This is a genomic window from Pseudarthrobacter sp. NamB4 (genome assembly GCF_005796185.1).
Lineage (GTDB): Bacteria > Actinomycetota > Actinomycetes > Actinomycetales > Micrococcaceae > Arthrobacter.
The window spans coordinates 102,162-119,176 of the sequence record NZ_VAHM01000008.1; the positions used below are offsets into that span (position 1 = coordinate 102,162).

Annotated in this window: 14 protein-coding genes; 8 read left to right on the plus strand and 6 right to left on the minus strand. The window is 65.5% G+C overall.

Annotation, left to right across the window (positions count from 1 at the left end; all coding sequences use genetic code 11):
- Window positions 1-44: 44 nt before the first annotated feature.
- From mmsB to FDW81_RS09675, 3 genes are all read right to left on the minus strand, one after another.
- Window positions 45-1,331 carry a multiple monosaccharide ABC transporter permease gene (gene mmsB, locus FDW81_RS09665; protein WP_138133965.1) on the minus strand — a complete coding sequence of 429 codons (1,287 nt, stop codon included), beginning with the start codon at window positions 1,329-1,331 and terminating at the stop codon, window positions 45-47.
- Window positions 1,332-1,376: 45 nt separating this feature from the next.
- Window positions 1,377-2,933: a multiple monosaccharide ABC transporter ATP-binding protein gene (gene mmsA, locus FDW81_RS09670; RefSeq protein WP_138133966.1), complete on the minus strand. Its 1,557-nt coding sequence runs from the start codon at window positions 2,931-2,933 to the stop codon at window positions 1,377-1,379.
- Window positions 2,934-3,067: 134 nt separating this feature from the next.
- Window positions 3,068-4,258 (minus strand): ROK family transcriptional regulator, encoded by a 1,191-nt coding sequence (locus FDW81_RS09675; RefSeq protein ID WP_138133967.1) that lies wholly within the window; start codon window positions 4,256-4,258, stop codon window positions 3,068-3,070.
- Between the two features lie 200 nt (window positions 4,259-4,458).
- Between FDW81_RS09675 and FDW81_RS09680 the strand changes: the two genes are divergently transcribed.
- Entirely contained in the window at window positions 4,459-5,259 is an 801-nt protein-coding gene (locus FDW81_RS09680; RefSeq protein WP_138133968.1) for a carbon-nitrogen hydrolase family protein, read from the plus strand.
- On the opposite strand, the gene FDW81_RS09685 is transcribed toward FDW81_RS09680, so the two are convergent.
- On the minus strand, window positions 5,238-6,860 hold the full coding sequence (locus FDW81_RS09685) for a PucR family transcriptional regulator (protein ID WP_138133969.1): 1,623 nt from the start codon (window positions 6,858-6,860) through the stop codon (window positions 5,238-5,240). The genes FDW81_RS09680 and FDW81_RS09685 overlap by 22 nt on opposite strands.
- 108 nt (window positions 6,861-6,968) lie before the next feature.
- Here FDW81_RS09685 and FDW81_RS09690 point away from each other — a divergent pair, with 108 nt between their 5' ends.
- Window positions 6,969-8,516: an APC family permease gene (locus tag FDW81_RS09690; protein WP_138133970.1), complete on the plus strand. Its 1,548-nt coding sequence runs from the start codon at window positions 6,969-6,971 to the stop codon at window positions 8,514-8,516.
- Window positions 8,513-10,246 (plus strand): NAD(P)/FAD-dependent oxidoreductase, encoded by a 1,734-nt coding sequence (locus FDW81_RS09695; RefSeq protein ID WP_171027159.1) that lies wholly within the window; start codon window positions 8,513-8,515, stop codon window positions 10,244-10,246. Before FDW81_RS09690 ends, FDW81_RS09695 begins: the two co-directional genes overlap by 4 nt.
- Window positions 10,247-10,252: 6 nt before the next feature.
- Here the strand turns inward: FDW81_RS09695 and FDW81_RS09700 are convergent, their stop codons facing one another.
- A complete protein-coding gene (locus FDW81_RS09700; RefSeq protein WP_138133971.1) occupies window positions 10,253-10,774 on the minus strand; it encodes a gamma carbonic anhydrase family protein in 522 nt (173 codons plus the stop codon).
- Between the two features lie 103 nt (window positions 10,775-10,877).
- Entirely contained in the window at window positions 10,878-11,738 is an 861-nt protein-coding gene (purU, locus tag FDW81_RS09705; RefSeq protein WP_138133972.1) for a formyltetrahydrofolate deformylase, read from the minus strand.
- A 274-nt stretch (window positions 11,739-12,012) separates the two neighbouring features.
- Between purU and glyA the strand changes: the two genes are divergently transcribed.
- From glyA to FDW81_RS09730, 5 genes are all read left to right on the plus strand, one after another.
- Complete coding sequence (glyA, locus tag FDW81_RS09710) at window positions 12,013-13,311, plus strand: serine hydroxymethyltransferase (RefSeq protein WP_138133973.1); 1,299 nt, start codon at window positions 12,013-12,015, stop codon at window positions 13,309-13,311.
- A gap of 4 nt (window positions 13,312-13,315) precedes the next feature.
- On the plus strand, window positions 13,316-14,215 hold the full coding sequence (locus FDW81_RS09715; protein ID WP_138133974.1) for a bifunctional methylenetetrahydrofolate dehydrogenase/methenyltetrahydrofolate cyclohydrolase: 900 nt from the start codon (window positions 13,316-13,318) through the stop codon (window positions 14,213-14,215).
- A gap of 121 nt (window positions 14,216-14,336) precedes the next feature.
- Window positions 14,337-15,314: an ABC transporter ATP-binding protein gene (locus FDW81_RS09720; protein WP_138133975.1), complete on the plus strand. Its 978-nt coding sequence runs from the start codon at window positions 14,337-14,339 to the stop codon at window positions 15,312-15,314.
- Window positions 15,307-16,152, plus strand: a complete 846-nt coding sequence (locus FDW81_RS09725; RefSeq protein WP_138133976.1) for an ABC transporter permease — start codon at window positions 15,307-15,309, stop codon at window positions 16,150-16,152. The genes FDW81_RS09720 and FDW81_RS09725 overlap by 8 nt, the downstream gene beginning before the upstream one ends.
- Window positions 16,149-16,979 (plus strand): ABC transporter permease, encoded by an 831-nt coding sequence (locus FDW81_RS09730; RefSeq protein ID WP_138133977.1) that lies wholly within the window; start codon window positions 16,149-16,151, stop codon window positions 16,977-16,979. The genes FDW81_RS09725 and FDW81_RS09730 overlap by 4 nt, the downstream gene beginning before the upstream one ends.
- Window positions 16,980-17,015: the final 36 nt, after the last annotated feature.

Genomic DNA, 17,015 nt, shown 5'->3' on the forward strand with positions numbered 1-17,015 from the left:
TTCTCTTTCTTTGTGGTGGTGTAACTCTGTCCAGGCTGCGGAGGTCAGGCTTCCCTGGCGATCGCTTCCTTTGTGGAGGTGGTTTCGTCGGGCTGGAGGGGGTTGCTGGGTCCGCCGCCGGAAGGCCGGTTGAAGTTCCTGGTCATGAGGCCGATGATCGACTTCTTGCCCTGGGACTTGTTGTAGACGTCGAACGCGACGGCGATCAGGAGGACCAGGCCCTTGATGATCTGGGTGAGGTCGGCGCCCACGCCCAGCAGTTGGAGGCCGTTGTTCAGGACGGCCATGACCAGGCCGCCGATGATGGATCCGACGACGGTGCCCACGCCGCCCGTCACGGCGGCGCCGCCGATGAACACGGCCGCGATTGCGTCAAGTTCCCAGCCAACGCCGTCGAAGGGGCCAGATGCGGTGGAACGGCCAACGAAGATCATGCCGGCGAGGCCGGCCAGGATGGACATGTTCATCATGACCAGGAAGTTGACCTTTTTGGACTGCACCCCGGACAGTTCGGCAGCGTGCCGGTTGCCGCCCACTGCGTAGACGTGGCGGCCCAGAATGGTGCGGGAGGAGATGAAGCCGTACAGCAGGACCAGGACCGCCAGGATGAGGCCGGGGATCGGGAACGAGGTTCCGGGGCGGCCGGTGGCGAACAGGTACGTGGCGTACAGGATGGCGCCGCTGATGAGGACCAGCTTCAGGGCGGTGACCCACATTTCCGGTACTTCGGCACCCAGGGCCTTGGCGCGGTTGCGGGAGCGGAGCTCCCCCCACACGACGAACGCTGCAGCTGCGATGCCCAGCAGCAGGGTCAGGTTGTTGAACCCGGTGTTTGGACCCACCTCAGGGAGGTAGCCGGCGCCCAGGTACTGGAAGTCGGAAGGGACGGGAATGGTGTTGGACTTGCCGACAAACTGGTTGAAGCCGCGGAACAGGAGCATGCCTGCCAGGGTGACGATGAACGCGGGTATTCCGACGTAGGCGGTCCACCAGCCTTGCCAGGCGCCGATCACCGCGCCGAGTGCCAGGCCCAGCAGCACGCCGGCATACCAGGGGATGCCCCAGTCGCGGATGGCAAGTGCTACGGTGACCCCCACGAACGCCGCGACTGAGCCCACGGAGAGGTCGATGTGGCCTGCGATGATCACCAGGACCATGCCGATCGCCAGGATCAGGATGTAGGAGTTGCCGTTGAAGAGGTTGATGACGTTGCCGGGGGTGAGGGTCCGGCCGTCGGTCGCAATCTGGAAGAAGATGATCAGTGCCACCAGGGCGAAGATCATGCCGAATTGGCGGGTGTTGCCGCCAAACAGCTTTTTAAGGGCGTTCATGGTGTCTGTCCTTGTGTCCGGAAGGTTCGGGAGTGATCCAGGGGATCAGGCGGCTTTACGGGCGGAGGTCATCAGTTTCATCAGGCTTTCCTGGCTGGCCTCGTCTTTGTTCAGGACACCGGTGATGGCGCCTTCAAAAATGGTGTAGATGCGGTCTGACAGGCCCAGGAGTTCGGGGAGCTCCGAGGAGATGACAATGACCCCCTTGCCCTGGTTCGCGAGCTGCTGGATGATGCCGTAAATCTCGTACTTGGCGCCAACGTCGATGCCGCGGGTCGGTTCGTCCAGAATCAGCAGGTCGGGGTCGGTGAACATCCACTTCGAGAGGACCACCTTCTGCTGGTTCCCGCCGGAGAGCTTGGCCACCCCTTCCTCCACGGACGGGGTCTTGGTGCGCAGCGACTTGCGGTACTGCTCCGCCACGGTGAATTCCTGGTTGGGGTCCACCACGGAGTTGCGGCTGATCTTCCGCAGGTTGGCCGCCACCGTGGTGGTCTTGATGTCATCCAGCAGGTTCAGTCCCAGCGACTTGCGGTCCTCGGTGACGTAGCCCAGCCCGGCATCGATGGCCTGGCGGACGTTCTTGAGGGTGATCTCCTTGCCGTCCTTGAAGATCTGGCCGCTGATGTATCGTCCGTAGGACCGGCCGAAAATGGACCGTGCCAGCTCCGTGCGGCCTGCGCCCATGAGCCCGGCGAAGCCCACGATCTCGCCGCGGCGCACGTAGAAGCTGGAGTTCTTGCAGACCAGCCGGTCCGACACGTTCGGGTGGGCCACCGTCCAGTTCTTGACCTCGAAGAACACCTCTCCGATTTTCGGGGTGTGGTCCGGGAAGCGGGATTCGAGGGTACGGCCCACCATGCCCTTGATGATCCGGTCCTCGTCCACGCCGTCGGCCTTCACGTTTAGGGTCTCAATGGACTTGCCGTCACGGATGATGGTGATGGAATCAGCGATCTGCTCGATCTCGTTGAGCTTGTGCGAAATGATGATGCAGGTGATGCCCTTTGCCTTCAGGCCGAGCATCAGGTCCAGCAGGTGCTGGGAATCTGATTCGTTCAGGGCGGCCGTCGGTTCGTCCAGGATGAGGATCTTCACAGACTTGTTCAGCGCCTTGGCGATCTCCACCAGCTGCTGCTTACCGACGCCGATCTCCTTGATGGGCGTGTCCGGGTCCTCCCGCAGGCCAACCCTGGCCAGCAGGTCCAGGGAGCGCAGCCGCGCTTCGGCCCAGTCGATGACCCCCCGCTTGGTGGGTTCGTTGCCAAGGAAGATGTTTTCCATAATGGACAGCTCAGGGATGAGCGCCAGCTCCTGGTGGATGATCACGATGCCCGCATGTTCGCTGGCGCGGATATCACGGAACTGTTGGACCTGGCCCTGGTAGACGATGTCGCCATCGTAGCTGCCGTACGGGTAGACGCCCGAGAGGACCTTCATCAGGGTGGACTTGCCGGCGCCGTTCTCGCCGCAAATGGCGTGGATTTCGCCGGCCTTCACCCGCAGGCTCACGTTGTCCAACGCTTTGACGCCGGGGAACTCCTTGGTGATGGACCGCATCTCAAGGATGATCGGTTCCGTTTGCGTGGTCTGGGACGTCATGAGCCCTAACCCTCCAATGCAAAGTGACTTCTTTGTCCGGCCGGCAAAGCGCAGGGCCGTCTGATGCAAAAGTAAACTGGATCACTCCCTTTGTCGTCAAGTCTTGAACGCAAGAAGGGGTATAACGAAACGGTCTACGTCTTCCTGATACCCGCATGTTGGAAGACGAGGGCGGCTGCTCCGAGCGCTTCTGCCCGATCACCCAGGGAGGACATGGCCAAGGTGGTGGTCTCACCAATGACGGGGACCGCGTGCCTTACGAGCCCGCGCCTGATGGGATCGAGCAGGATGTTTCCGAGCCCCGCCAGCGGCCCGCCCACCACGATGACTTCAGGATTTATCAGGTTGGCCACGTTGCCCAGCGCCCGCCCCACGGAAAGTCCAGCGTCGTCAACCACCCGGAGCGTGGCGGGATCCCGGTTCAGCGCCTTCCTGACGATGTCCGCCGGGGTCAGCGGCCGGCCTTCACCCCGGCTAAGGAGTTCGATCATGGTGGTGGTGGAGGCGATGGTCTCCAGACAGCCCCGGTTCCCGCAGCGGCACACGAGCCCTTGTTCATGAATGGTGGCGTGCCCGATTTCGCCGGTGATTCCGACGTTCCCGTAGTAGGGCGCGCCGTTGAGGATCAGGCCTGCGCCGATGCCCGACCCGATCTTGAGGAACATCAGGTTGCTGACTCCGGAATGCTGCCCCCATGTGACCTCTGACCAGGCCCCCAGGTTGGCGTCGTTGTCAACGTAGACGGGGATTTTCAGGGTCTCCTCCAGGTGCTGCAGGATGTTGATTCCTACCCATTCCGGAAGGATGGCACCTTGCGCCACAGTGCCTGTGCGACGGTCGATAGGGCCTGGAATTCCGACGCCAGCCCCCACCACGGCGCTGCGTTCAACTCCGCTTTCCCGCAGCAGTTTCCCGAGCAGGGCCAAGGCGGCCTGGATGCCTTCATCCGCCTGGTGGCCGAGCGGCAGCATCACGGATTCCTCGGCGATGACGTGATAACTGAGGGAGGCGAGGACCACCCGGAGGTGCCGCCGGCCAAAGTCGATTCCCACCGCCACCGCGCCGTTGCTGTTCAGCCTTACGTTGAGGGCCCGCCTGCCGGAGCTCGTGATCGGCTCGGCGGATGCAAGGCCGGAATCGAGCATGATCTTGACGATGTTCGAGACGGTCGCGGTGGAGAGGCCGGTCTGCCTGGCAAGCTCAGCCTGGGTGGCAGGCCCGCCCATCAGGGTCTCGATAATCCTTTGCTGGTTCAGTTGCCGCAGGGCTGACTGGGACCCGGGATTTTTTGGCTTGCTCCTCGTTGAGCGCGGGGTTGGGGACATGCTAAGAAGATTGCCCTATTGCCACTCTTGTAGTCAAGAAGTTAACGCATAGCTGCCGGTTGAGCAGCCGTATTCTCAGGTAGGACGATCTGACCCTGAAGGGCCTGCCGCAGGTGCAGATACGCCCGGCCGACCTGCGCCAGGCTGGTTAGGCTGGAATCACGGCCCCACGCCGCGGGCCCCTCCAATGACGGAAGGTGATGGCAGTGCTGCTGGCGCTTCTGCAGGCGAACTCTACGGTCCTCGATGTTGACGCGAACTGCCAGGCGATCGAGGCCGCCGCCCGCTCCGCCGCATCCCGTGGTGCTGCCGTGCTGCTGACGCCTGAGCTTTTTCCGGTGGGTTACGCTCCGCGCAGGGTGCGCTCCGAATTCGACCCCACGCGCCTGCCCGCCCTTCAGGACCGGCTGGCCGGCATCGCAAGCAGCAACGGCATCGGACTGGTTTATAGCCTGCCCCGGCTCACGGAACAGGGTGAATGGCAGATCAGCGCCACCCTCCTGGATGCCGGCGGCAACACCCTGCTCACATACGGCAAGGTGCACCTGTTCGGATCCGAAGAACGGGACGCTTTCACCCCGGCCACCGATCCGCCCGCCGTCGTGGACTTCAACGGCATACCCACCTCCATTGTGATCTGCTATGACGTGGAGTTCCCGGAGCCGGTACGGGCAGCCGCCGTCAGGGGTGCTGAGCTGCTGCTGGTCCCCACCGCGCTGGCGGATGGGTTTGACGACGTCCCCCAGGTCCTGCTGCGTGCGCGGGCGCTGGAGAGCCAGCTGACCGTCGCCTACGCCAACCATTGCGGGCATGAGGAGGGCTGCAGGTTCCTGGGCGGCAGTGTCATTGCAGGGCCTGACGGCGGGGTGCTGGCGGAAGCGGACGGGGAGCCAGGGCTTCTTTTCGCCGAAGTGGACCCTGCCGCCGCGGGCCGTGAGCGCCGGACCGTCCCGTACCTGGCCGAACGCCGGCCTGACCTCTACCGTTCCTGGGGCTTCTGACCGCTGCCGGCCGGCAGATCGACGTACTGCAGGGCGATCCACAGCTCCGCCCGGGCCTGGACCTGGCCCAGGTCCAGATCCAGCAGTTCCGCCACGCCGTTGATCTGCCGCCGCACGCTGTTCCGGTGCAGCCCCAGGTCCTTGGCGGTGGCATCCCAGCTGCCGTGTGCAGCCAGCCAGGACCGGAGCACCCGAAGCTGGGAAGCCCGCCGTTCCGGATCCAATTCCAAAATGGGTGCCAGGAGGCGTGCGGCCAGCAGGGCACCCGCATCGTTGCCCAGCAGTCCCGTTACCGACCAGGTCAGTTCCTCCTCCCGGACGCTCTTGCCCGAAGCAGCCACCCGCGGGCGCAGGGCAGTGACCCGCCGGTAAGCCTCGGCCAGGTTCTGGAGGACTGCGGGTTCGCCTACCACGAGCCGCCAGCCCAGTTGCTCCACCTCGGCCAGCAGGGAGTCGTCCACCTTGAGGCGCGTCACTGCCGCGAAACCATAGTCAGTGAGCTCCACCATTTTGGTGTCGAACAGCCGCCGCCATTGCAGCAGTTCCCGCACGGGTCCGTCAGCGGCAGCCGCAACAGTGGTTTCTGCCCGTACTCCCTGGACCACCCGCAGCGGCCCGGGCCTGGTTCCGGAGACGCTTTGTGCCAGTAGGCCGTGCAGGTTCTCCAGCTCCCGGCTGCTGTTTCCGGACAGGCTTTCGGGGTGCAGCAGCAGGGCGGTGGCCAGCTGGCTCGGAGCAAGTGAGCCGCTGGTCCGCTGCCGGACAAGCAGCTCCAGCAGGCCCACCACCGAGGAGACCACATTGTTCTGCGCCGGGGTGAGAGACTTGTTGGTTCCCAGCACCAACCCTCCGAGCGTCGCGTCCCGGGTACTCCGCAGCGGGTGGCCGAACACCAGTGCCGACCCGGCACTGTCAAACGTTTCCGTCTCCACCCGCGGGCCGCTCCCGGCCAGGAGCCGCTTCAGCAGGGGCTGCAGCTGGGGAATCCCGACGGCGGCACCTGCCCTGGCGCGGACGCGTCCGTCAGCACCGAAAAGGACAGCCCACGCGGGAACGCGCTGGACGAGCGCCGCCAGCAGTTCGTGCTCCGGCCGGGCGGAGAGGACGGCCCGCATGAGATGCCGGTTAGTGTCCGCCAGTTGCCGGAACACCTGGGCGTTGCCGGACTCAAGGAGCCTGTAAAACTCCAGGCCAAGGGCGGCAAACGGGATGCTGGCCGGCACCTCCACCAATGTGAGCCCCTGCTCCCGGCACGCTGCCACCAGGAGGTCCGGAACGGCGTCGAAGTAGGGCTCCAGGCCGAAGCCCAGCGCAGCAACCCCCGCTGCCACAAGCCTGCGGACGTACTCCTCAAACCCGGCTCCGCTGCTACCGTCCCCGCCGCGGAACGGCAGCCCCGCGGTGAGGATGAATTCTCCGTCCAACAGGTAGGGAGTAGGATCCTCCAGTTCGCTGGGCTCCACCCACCGCAGGGGTACAGGGCCGTTGCCGGCGTCGTTGACCACTGACACGCCGGCGGGCAGTGCGGCCAGGAACTGCCCCAGCGTCACGGCGTCAAGCTGGTCGTGGCCGTCATTGGCGGCTGGTGCATTGCGTCTCATCAATGAAGACTATAGGTCACTTTGCACACCCTTGAGATCCGGCTCACAACCCTAGGCTGGGGGAGGGGAAACCAGACAACCACTCACCGACATGAACGGACGTCAACGATGACTGTGCCTACACTCTCCGGCCCGGCCCCGGGCGGTGCCACCGGGACTGCGGCCCGTCCCACCTTGGGGGCCCAGCTGCTGCGCCGCAAGCCCATCGCCCAAATGGTCAGCGAAGCGGAAGACAACAACGGCGGTCCGCGCCTGGTCCGGAGCTTCGGTGTCCTGCAGCTGACCATGATCTCGGTAGGGGCAACCCTGGGCACCGGCATCCTGGTGATCCTGGGTGAATCCGTCCCCCTGGCCGGCCCGGCCATCTGGATCTCCTTTGCGATCGCCGGCCTGGCCGCGCTGCTGTCCGCCGTCTCGTACGCAGAAATGGCAGGGCTGGTACCCGTGGCCGGCTCCAGCTACTCCTACACCTACGCCACCATGGGCGAAGGAATGGCCTGGGTCTGTGGTTGGTGCCTGGTGCTGGAGTATGCCGTATCAGTTGCCGCCGTGGCCGTAGGGGCCGGCCAATACGTGAACGAAACCCTGGCCGTGTTCGGTGCTGTACTCCCGGACTCGGTGTCCCAGCCGCCCGGCGACGGGGGAATGGTCAACGTCCCGGCCATGGTCATCGTGGTCCTGGCCACCATCCTCCTTGTGCGCGGCGCCAAGGAGAGTGCCTGGATCAACACTTCCATCGTGGTGGTGAAGGTGGGCATCCTGGTCTTCTTCTGCGCCGTGGCCTTCACCGCCTTCAATGCCGGGAACTTCGAGCCGCTGCTGCCCATGGGTGCAGCCGGCGTCTCCGCCGCAGCCTCCCGCGTCTTCTTCTCCTACATCGGCTTCGATGCCGCTTCCACCGCAGGTGAGGAAGCCCGCAACCCCAAGCGCGACCTGCCACGGGCCATCATGCTCTCCATGCTGATTGTCACCACCATCTACGTCCTGGTGGCAGTGGCAGCCGTCGGCGCCCGCCCCTGGGGCTGGTTCGACGGTACCGAAGCCGCGCTGGTGAAAATCCTCGAGGAAACCACCGGCCAGCCGTGGATTGCCCTGGTGTTTGCGGTGGGTGCCGTGCTGGCCATCGCCAGCATCGTCCTCACCGTGCTGTACGGGCAGACCCGCATCCTGCTGTCCATGTCCCGCGACGGGCTCATTCCCAAGGTCTTCGGCCGCGTCTCCCGCCGCACCGGCACACCGGTGGCAGGCACGCTCTTGGCGGGCATCGCCGTCGCGCTCACTGCCGGCCTGGTGCCCCTCGGGGCACTGGCGGACGCCACCAGCATCGGCACCCTGTTCGCCTTCGCCCTGGTCAATGTCGCCGTCATCTACCTGCGCCGGACCCGGCCGGAGCTGGAGCGCACCTTCCGCGTGCCCCTTTTCCCGCTTACTCCCATACTTGGTGCCGCAATGTGCGCCTACCTGATGGCCAACCTCGGCGCCGACACCTGGGTCACCTTCGCTGTGTGGATGCTGGCCGGCGTGGCCGCCTACTTCGGCTACGGCCAGCGGAACTCCCGGATGGCGGCGCTCAGCAGCGAGGAATACCGTGAGCTTGCCGGACCGCAACTTTCATCCCAGCAAACCCCTGAAACGACGAAGGCAGAACTTCCATGACCATCGCCACTGAACTGCCGGCCTTTGACCCGTCCAGCACCACGGCAACCAGGGCTGCCGCCCCTGCCGCGGACGGCTCAGCCCCCGGCCCGATCACCATGTTGAACCCGGACTTCCCGTTCAGCTACGACCACTACCTGGCCCACCCGGACGGGCTGGGATCCGTCCCGGTTGAACTGCTGGGAACGGAGGTCGCTGTTATCGGGGCAGGACTTTCCGGCCTGGTCACCGCCTATGAGCTCATGAAGCTGGGGCTGCGGCCGGTGGTGTACGAGGCAGACCAGATCGGCGGGCGGCTGCGGACGGCGGCGTTCCCGGCGGCGCCCGGAGTGGTAGCTGACCTCGGCGGGATGCGGTTCCCGGAGTCCGGAAAAGCGTTCCACCACTACGTCGACCTCCTGGGACTGGACACCCGGGAGTTCCCCAACCCGTTGTCGCCGGCAACCTCCAGCACGGTGATCGAACTGGCCGGCAAGAAGCACTACGCCGAGCAGCCCGCCGACCTGCCTCCGTTTTTCCGGGAGGTCGCGGACGCCTGGAAGGCAGCGGTTAATGACGGCGCAAAGTTTGTTGAGATGCAGGAAGCCATCCGCGCCCGTGACACCTCCCGGATCAAGGAGCTCTGGAACGAACTGCTTCCGCTGATGGACGAGCAAACCTTCTATGGGTTCATCGCCGCCAGCGACTCCTTTAAGAAGGCAGGCTTCGCGCACCGGGAGGCCTTCGGCCAGGTGGGCTTTGGCACCGGGGGCTGGGACACGGACTTCCCCAACTCCATCCTGGAAATCCTCCGGGTGGTCTACACCGATGCGGACGACCAGCACCACCTCATCCGCGGGGGAGCGCAAAGGCTGCCCGAGGCACTCTGGCAGCACGCGCCGTCGGACCTGGTGCACTGGCCGCAGGGGACGTCACTGGCCTCGCTGCACGCCGGTTCGCCGCGCGGCGCCGTAGGGAAGATCAGCCGCGACCCGGACGGAAACCTGCGGATCCGCGAGCGCTGGGGCCGCGAAGCCAGCTACCCGGCCGTGGTGGCAACCTGCCAGTCCTGGCTGCTGTCCACCCGCATCCACACAGAGGAAGCGCTGTTCCCCGCCGAGCTGTGGACCGCCATGGAACGCTCGCACTACATGCAGTCCTCCAAGACGTTCGTGATGGTGGACCGGCCCTTCTGGAAGGACATCGATCCGGACACCGGCAACGAGGTCCTGTCCATGACGCTCACGGACCGGCTCAACCGCGCCACCTACCTGCTGGACAACGGCCCGGACCAGCCCGCCGTCATCCTGCTCTCCTACACCTGGAATGATGACGCGCTGAAGTGGCTGGCGCTGGACGCGGACGAACGCGTGGAATTGATGCTGCATTCGCTCGAACAGATCTACCCGGGCGTGGACATCTCGGGGCACATCGTGGGCCAGCCCATCACCGTTTCCTGGGAGGCCGACCCCAACTTCATGGGCGCGTTCAAGGCCAACCTGCCCGGGCACTACCGGTACCAGCAGCGGCTGTTCACCCACTTCAAGCAGGACAAGCTGCCGGATTCCCAGCGCGGCGTCTTCCTGGCCGGCGACGACGTCTCCTTCACGGCCGGCTGGGCTGAAGGAGCCGTGACGACTGGCCTGAACGCGGTGTGGGGAGTGCTGAACCACCTGGGCGGCTCCTCGGCGCGCGGTAACCCCGGGCCGGGAGATCTGCTGGACGAGCTCGGGCCGATCAGCCTCGACTGACCTGTTCTATCGCGCGTGCATCTCCCGGTGCGCGGCGGCCAGCTCCCGGTAGCGCGCCGCGTTGGCCCGGACGCCGTCGTACTCTTCCTCGGTGAGTTCGCGGCGGACCTTGCCCGGCACTCCCGCCACCAGTGAACGCGGCGGGATCACCGTGCCCTCCAGCACCACGGCGCCGGCCGCCACGAGCGAGCCGGCGCCGACCACTGCCCCATTGAGGATGGTCGCGCCCATACCGATCAGGCAGTCGTCCTCCACCATGCAGCCATGCACGACGGCGGCGTGCCCCACGCTGACGCGTTCGCCCACCACGCAAGGGAAGCCCGGGTCCGCGTGCAGCACCACGTTGTCCTGCAGGTTGCTGCCTTCCCCCACGGTGATGGGAGCAGTGTCGGCCCGGACCGAGACGCCGTAAAAGGCGCTGGAATCCCGGGCGAGGGTGGCGTTGCCGATGATCGACGCCGTTGGGGCAACAAAAACGGAGTCGTGGACGGCCGGGGAGCTGCCGGCAAAAGGGTGGAGAGGAGCCATGGGCCAAGCCTAGGACATCCACCCAGCCAATTGGCTCGCAAGTAGCGTCGCGAAAACGCGATACCGGAACGTTAGGTGCCAGGAAGATATGGGGGAGCCGGGCCTAGTTAAAGACGACAGTCCGGTTGCCGTCCAGCAGCACCCGGTGCTCCGCGTGCCACTGCACCGCCTGGACCAGGGTGCGGCCTTCCACGTCGCGGCCCATCTGGACGAACTGCTCAGGCGTCCGGGCATGGTCCACGCGGATGACTTCCTGCTCGATGATGGGGCCCTCGTCCAGGGCAGCCGTTACGTAATGGGCAGTGGCGCCGATCAGCTTCACCCCGCGCGCGTGGGCCTGGTGGTACGGCCTGGCCCCCTTGAAGGACGGCAGGAAGGAATGGTGGATGTTGATCGCCTTGCCGGTGAGCTCGCTGCAGAGTTCGTCGGAGAGGATCTGCATGTAACGGGCCAGGACAGTCAGTTCGATGTCGTGCTCCGCCATTAGTGCCCGCAGCTTGTCCTCCGCCTGGGTCTTGGTCTCCTTGGCGACCGGGATGTAGTGGAACGGGATGCCGTAGAACTCGGCAAGTCCGGCCAGGTCCTGGTGGTTGGAGACGATGGCGGGGATTTCAATGGGCAGGGTGCCGCTGCGCTGCTGGAACAGGAGGTCGTTGAGGCAGTGGGCGGAGGTGCTGGCCATCACCAGGGTGCGCACCTTCTGGCCTACGGCGTTGAGGCTCCACTGCATGCCGAAGGCCTCGGCCACCGGTTCCAAAGCGGCGCGCAACTCCTGCCGGGAAGCTGCGGTAGTTACCTCCACCCGCATGAAGAAGTTGCCTGTGGCCGGGCTGCCGTACTGCTGTGAATCAGTAATGTTGCACCCTGCCACCAGCAGGGCGCCGGCCACCGCGTGGACGATTCCCGGGCGGTCCGGGCAGGACAGGGTTACTACGTACGCTTGGTTCAGCTGCTCATTACTCACACGTACAAGCCTACCCGCGCAGGCGCCCCCGGATTTGGTAGGCTGGTAAGGTCGCAACTGGCGTTGGGTGGCTAACCACCAGGGAGCGGCAATCACGAAGACCACGGATCGTACGCCTGGGCCGAGGGTCATGTCTTGCCGGATTTGGGGCTGCACCTGCGCCAGCAGAGCAGCGCCTGCCCGCTCTTTCACGTCCCGTCACAAGACGGTGTGAAGTTGCGCAAGCCGGTAGCCTGACCTAAGCAGTGCCCGTATCCCTAGCCAGGAGTTCTTCGTGACTACTACAGCCACCTCAACCACCGCCGTCAGCAATCAGCCGCTGGCTGAGCTTGACCCCGAAATCGCCGCAGTCCTGGACCAGGAGCTCGGCCGCCAGCGGGGCACGCTGGAAATGATCGCTTCGGAAAACTTCGCCCCCCGCGCCGTGATGGAGGCCCAGGGCTCCGTCCTCACAAACAAGTACGCAGAGGGCTACCCGGGCCGCCGCTACTACGGCGGCTGCGAATACGTTGACGTCGCAGAGCAGCTGGCCATCGACAGGGTCAAGGCCCTTTTCCGCGCCGAGTACGCCAACGTCCAGCCGCACTCCGGTGCCCAGGCCAACGCTGCCGCGCTGTCCGCCATGATCACCCCTGGCGACAAGATCCTCGGCCTGTCCCTGGCCCACGGCGGCCACCTGACGCACGGCATGAAGCTGAACTTCTCCGGCAAGCTCTACAACGTGGCTGCCTACCAGGTGGAGGAAGGCAACTTCCGCATCGACATGGACAAGCTCCGCGAGCAGGCCATCGCCGAAAAGCCCCAGGTCATCATCGCCGGCTGGTCCGCCTACCCGCGCCACCTGGACTTTGCGGCCTTCCGCTCCATCGCCGACGAGGTTGGCGCGCTGCTCTGGACTGACATGGCGCACTTCGCCGGTCTGGTGGCTGCCGGACTGCACCCGAGCCCGGTGCCGCACTCCGACGTCGTGACCTCCACGGTGCACAAGACCCTGGCAGGTCCCCGCTCGGGCGTGATCCTGGCGAAGGAACAGTGGGCCAAGAAGCTGAACTCCAGCGTTTTCCCGGGCCAGCAGGGCGGGCCGCTGATGCACGTCATCGCGGCCAAGGCCGTGGCCTTCAAGATTGCCGGCACCGAGGAATTCAAGGAGCGCCAGGAGCGCGTCCTGGAAGGCGCCAGGATCATCGCAGACCGCCTCAACCAGGCAGATGTTGCCGCAGCAGGCGTCTCCGTCCTGACCGGCGGCACCGACGTCCACCTGGTTCTCGTTGACCTGCGCAACTCGCAGCTGGACGGCCAGCAGGCCGAGGACCTCCTGCACTCGGTGGGCATTACCGTCAACCGCAACGCAGTGCCGTTCGATCCCCGCCCGCCGATGGTCACCTCCGGCCTGCGCATTGGCACCCCGGCCCTGGCCACCCGCGGCTTCGGCGCCGCCGAGTTCACCGAGGTCGCCGAGATCATCGCCACCGCGCTGAAGGCCGGCAACAGCGCCGACGTCGAATCCCTGCAGGCACGCGTGGACAAGCTCGCCGCCGACTTCCCGCTGTACCCGCAGCACGAGCAGTGGTGATCCGATGACTGACACCAAGACCGCACAGATCCTTGACGGCAAGGCGACTGCCGCTGCCATCAAGGCTGAACTGACCGAACGCGTAGCCGCCCTCAAGGCAAAGGGCGTTACGCCCGGTATCGCCACCGTCCTTGTGGGCGCGGATCCCGCCTCACAGCTGTATGTTTCCATGAAGCACAAACAGTCCGAGCAGATCGGGATGAACTCGATCCAGCGTGAGCTTCCGGCAGAGGCCACCCAGGCCGACGTGGAGGCCCTCATCGACGAACTCAACGCGGACCCTGCCTGCCACGGCTACATCGTGCAGCTGCCGCTGCCCAAGCACCTGGACACCGACGCCATCCTGGAACGCATCGATCCCGCCAAGGATGCTGACGGCCTGCACCCGACCAACCTCGGCCGGCTGGTCCTAAACGTCAACAACGAGATCACCACGCCCCTGCCGTGCACGCCCCGCGGGGTCATCGAGCTGCTGGAGCGCAACGGTTACAGCCTGGCGGGAAAGCACGTAGTGGTGGTGGGCCGTGGCGTGACGATCGGCCGTTCCATCGGCCTGCTGCTCACCCGGCGTGAAATCAACGCCACGGTGACGCTGACCCACACCGGTACCACCAACATGTCCGAACTGCTGCGCCAGGCGGACGTCATCGTGGGCGCGGCGGGAGCCAAGCACATCGTCAAGGCTGAAGACGTGAAGCCCGGCGCTGCCGTGCTGGACGTCGGCGTCACCCGTGAGACGGATCCCGAGACCGGCAAGAGCCGTGTCCACGGGGACATCGATCCCGCCGCCGCCGAGGTGGCCGGCTGGATTTCGCCGAACCCCGGCGGCGTCGGCCCCATGACCGTCGCCCTGCTGATGACCAACGTGGTCGAAGCTGCGGAACGCCAGGCGGCAAAAGCGTAGGCACGCACACAGCGGGCCCCCCGACGGCGGCGCGCACCTTCCAGCGAAGGTGCCCGCCGCCGTCGTACTTTAATCCTTGCCGCACTTCCGGTTGGGGTGGAGTCGGGCTAGTCTGCGGAGGGTGCACAACGAAGCCATCCTGCCCTCCACTGCCAACAAGGCCGGCGGGCAGGCCCCGGGCACGGTCATCACGGCAGAGAACCTGACCAAGACCTACGGCGATGTTGCCGCGGTGGACGGGATCTCCTTCAGCGTTCGGGCCGGCGAGTCCTTTGGCCTGCTGGGGCCCAACGGCGCCGGCAAGTCCACCACCATGAAGATGATCGGCGGCGTCACCCGCCGCACGGCGGGAAACCTCCGGATCATGGGCCTCGATCCGGACAGCCACGGGCCGGAGGTCCGCGCCCATCTGGGCGTCGTGCCGCAACAGGACAACCTGGACGAGGAACTGCGGGTCCGCGACAACCTCCTGGTCTACGGCCGCTACTTCGGCCTGCCGCTGAGCTACCTGAAGCCGAAGGCGGACGAGCTGCTGGAGTTTGCGCAGCTCACCGACAAGGCGAAGTCCAAGGTCGACGCCCTGTCCGGCGGCATGAAGCGGCGCCTGACGATTGCCCGCTCGCTGATCAACGAACCGCGGATCCTGCTGCTGGACGAGCCCACCACCGGGCTGGACCCGCAGGCCCGGCACATCCTGTGGGACCGGCTCTTCCGGCTGAAGGAGCAGGGCGTCACGCTGGTCCTGACGACGCACTATATGGACGAGGCCGAACAGCTTTGCGACCGGCTGATCGTGGTGGACAAGGGCCGGATCATGGCCGAGGGGTCGCCGGCCCGGCTGATCCGTGAGCACTCCACCCGGGAGGTGCTGGAGCTGCGCTTCGGATCCGAGCGGAACACCACCATCGCGGCTGAACTTGACGGGATCGGTGAACGTCTTGAGGTGCTGCCGGACCGGGTGCTGATCTACGCGGACGACGGCGAGTCCGCCCTTGAGCAGGTGGCCTCCCGCGGCCTGCGGCCGCTGACGTCGCTGGTCCGGAGGTCCTCGCTGGAGGACGTGTTCCTGCGGCTGACGGGCAGGAGCCTCGTTGACTGAGCGGTCTGCCGCGGGGACGGTGCGGGCCCACAGCCCCGAGGCGGCGGCTGCGAAGGCGCGGCGGTGGGGAGCGTTCTACTACGCCGAGCAGGTGCTCCGGGTCATGAAGAGTTACGGCTGGTCAATCCTGATGTACAGCGTGGGGCAGCCGGTGGCGTACCTGTTTGCCATGGGCGTTGGCCTGGCTTCCCTGGTGGACAACCAGGGGACGGCGGTTTTCGGCGGGGTCAGCTACCTGACCTTCATAGCGCCGGCGCTCCTGGTGTCCGCCGCCGTGATGACCGCAGCCAATGAGTTCACCTTTCCGGTGATGGCCGGGTTCAAGTGGCGCAGGACGTATTACGGTCCGCATGCCTCGCCGCTGACACCGGAGCAGATCGCCGCCGGACACATCATGGCCGTCACGCTCCGGCTGGTGGTGCAATCGGCAATCTACTTCGCTGCCGTGGCACTGTTTGGGGCCTCACCGCCTGGCTCGGGGTGGGCCGGGATACTGGTGGCCGCCCTGGCCGGGCTGTCCTTCGGACTGCCGCTGATGGCATACTCCGCTTCGCTCACCGAGGACAAGGGCCAGTTCGCGCTGGTGATGCGTCTCGTCGTGATGCCGCTGTTCCTCTTCTCCGGAACCTTCTTCCCGCTCGACACGCTCCCGCTGGCCGTCCGGTGGATCGGCTGGATCTCGCCAATCTGGCACGGAACGGAACTGGGCAGGGTGGTCAGCTACGGCTACCAGGAGCCCCTTGTCCTCACCCTTGTCCACGTTGCCGTCCTTGCCGGGCTGGCGGTCCTGGGCTGGAATCTGACCCGTCGCCGGTTCGCTGCAAGGATGGGGCAGTGAGCCTGACCGCCCGGCAGGGCGCTGCGGACCAGGCACGGAACAGGACCTTCGGGCCACTCTACTCACGCAACGCAAGGGCAGTAATCTCCCGCGGGATGAAAGCCACGATGGGCGGCCACTGGCTGGTCATGCTGTCCGGATTCTTCGAGCCCGTTCTGTTCCTGGTGTCGATGGGGGTGGGCATGGGGGCGATCGTTGGTGCGGTGGAGGGACCGGACGGCACCCCGGTCAGCTACGCCGCTTACATCGCCCCTGCCCTGCTTGCTGTCTCGGCAATGAACGGCGCGGTGTACGACTCAACCTGGAACGTCTTCTTCAAAATGAACTTCGCCAAGCTGTACCAGGGCATGCTGTACACATCCCTTGGCCCGCTGGACATAGCCCTCGGGGAGATCTTCCTGGCCCTCCTGCGCGGCATGCTGTACGCCACGGGTTTCACTGCGGTCATGGCAATGATGGGACTCATCACCACCCCGTGGGCGCTGCTGATGATCCCCGCCTCGGTGCTGATAGCCTTCGGCTTCGCCAGCCTGGGCATGGCGATCACCAGCTTCATGAAGACGTTCCAGCAGATGGACTGGATCACCTTCATCATGCTTCCGATGTTCCTGTTCAGCGCCACGTTCTACCCCTTGACCGTGTATCCGCAGCCCATCCAGTGGCTCATCCAGGCCATGCCGCTGTGGCACGGGGTGGAACTGCTCCGCCAGATCAGCGTGGGCATGTTTACTGCCGCCACCCCCCTCCACATCGGTTACTACCTGGTGATGACCGCCGTCGGCATGCTTTTCACAACTGTGCGGCTGCGGCAGCTCTTCCTGAAGTAGCCTCCCAACTGACTGGCACTTGTTCGCCCGGGGTGG